This is a genomic window from Staphylococcus sp. GDY8P196P, assembly GCF_017891705.1.
Lineage (GTDB): Bacteria > Bacillota > Bacilli > Staphylococcales > Staphylococcaceae > Staphylococcus > Staphylococcus ureilyticus.
In genome coordinates this window covers 1-759 of record NZ_JAESJS010000041.1, presented here as the reverse complement: position 1 = coordinate 759, position 759 = coordinate 1, and the positions used below count along the sequence as shown (strand labels likewise).

Annotated in this window: 1 protein-coding gene and 1 pseudogene; both read right to left on the bottom strand. The window is 35.3% G+C overall.

Going from position 1 to position 759, the window contains the following annotated elements; all coding sequences use genetic code 11:
* Positions 1-50: 50 nt before the first annotated feature.
* Positions 51-425, bottom strand: a pseudogene (locus KA814_RS13530) (IS256 family transposase); the annotation flags it as partial.
* 60 nt (positions 426-485) lie between these two features.
* Positions 486-759, bottom strand: a 274-nt coding sequence (locus KA814_RS13525; protein WP_210122803.1) for a DDE-type integrase/transposase/recombinase, incomplete at its 5' end; no start/stop codon positions are given.

Sequence of the window (759 nt, the reverse complement as noted above, 5' to 3'; positions counted from 1 at the left end):
AGTCAAGTCCAGACTCCTGTGTAAAATGCTATACAATGTTTTTACCATTTCTACTTATCAAAATTGATGTATTTTCTTGAAGAATAAATCCATTCATCATGTAGGTCCATAAGAACGGCTCCAATTAAGCGATTGGCTGATGTTTGATTGGGGAAGATGCGAATAATCTTTTCTCTTCTGCGTACTTCTTGATTCAGTCGTTCAATTAGATTGGTACTCTTTAGTCGATTGTGGGAATTTCCTTGTACGGTATATTGAAAGGCGTCTTCGAATCCATCATCCAATGATGCGCAAGCTTTTGAATATTTTGGTTGATCGATATAATCATGAATCAATCGATTTTTAGCCTCACGCGCTAAGTTAATATCTGTGAACTTAAAAATTCCTTTAACAGCTTCTCTGAAAGATTTTGAATTTTTTTTAGGGGTTCTGTTGCAAAGTTAGAAAAATATAGCTAACTACCATTTTATCATGTCGTTGTTCCCTTAACTGGCTAACATATCCCTAATTTCGTGGCATGGCGAAAATCCGTAGATCTGAAGAGATCTGCGGTTCTTTTTATATAGAGCGTAAATACATTCAATGCCTTTGAGTGTATTTTTTGCCGTATTGATACTTTGATATCTTGTCTTTCTTACTTTAATATGACGGTGATCTTGCTCAATGAGGTTATTCAGATATTTCGATGTACAATGGCAGTCAGGTTTAAGTTTAAAAGCTTTAATTACTTTAACCATGGCTACCTTCGTTGAAGGTGCC